Below are 673 nucleotides of genomic sequence, written 5' to 3' on the forward strand. Positions count from 1 at the left end.
CTCAGTTTTTTCTCGCAAGCTAGCCGTTCGCTCTTGAACTTTACACTCCAACTGAGCCGCAGCATTTTTGAGTTCGAGTTTTCTGTCTTCCAAGGCGCCAAGCATATTGTCGAACTGCCTAGCCAGCTGCGCCAACTCATGATGATCATCCAACCCCAGTGGACCAATACGTTTCTCTTTGCCAAGTTGAACGAGCTTAACGACTTTATGAATGCGCTCTATTGGTCGGAACAAATCACGCGAACCACGATAAACCATGACGCCAGAAACCAGTAATAGCATTAAGGTAATAAGGCTGATTTCGGCGATGTTGGTCATGTACGCTTTCACAAATGGCCACATCAGGTAGCCGGTATAAAGCATACCAATGACGTTATCGTACTGGTCTTTGATTGGTTGATAAGCGGTGATGTACCACGCGTCGTACACATACGCGCGGTCGACCCATTGCTGACCTTTAGAGAGCACTTGGTTATACACTTCTGCACTCACTCGCGTACCAATAGCGCGCCCTAGCCTATGGTCGCTGTCTAGAGGAACGTTGGTGCTCACACGCAAATCATCAAGGAACACGGTCAACGTACCCACAGGGCGAAGGCGGTCATTATCACTGAGATAAATGAGATCGCGGATTTGATCCACCAGCACAGTACTGTTGTTGAGGAGCAAACCT

Annotated in this window: 1 protein-coding gene; it reads right to left on the minus strand. The window is 48.4% G+C overall.

Going from position 1 to position 673, the window contains the following annotated elements; translation table 11 throughout:
- On the minus strand, positions 1-673 hold a 673-nt coding region (locus R7Z77_RS25900; RefSeq protein ID WP_318137117.1), incomplete at both ends, for a cache domain-containing protein.

The organism is Vibrio sp. 1401, from assembly GCF_033340295.1.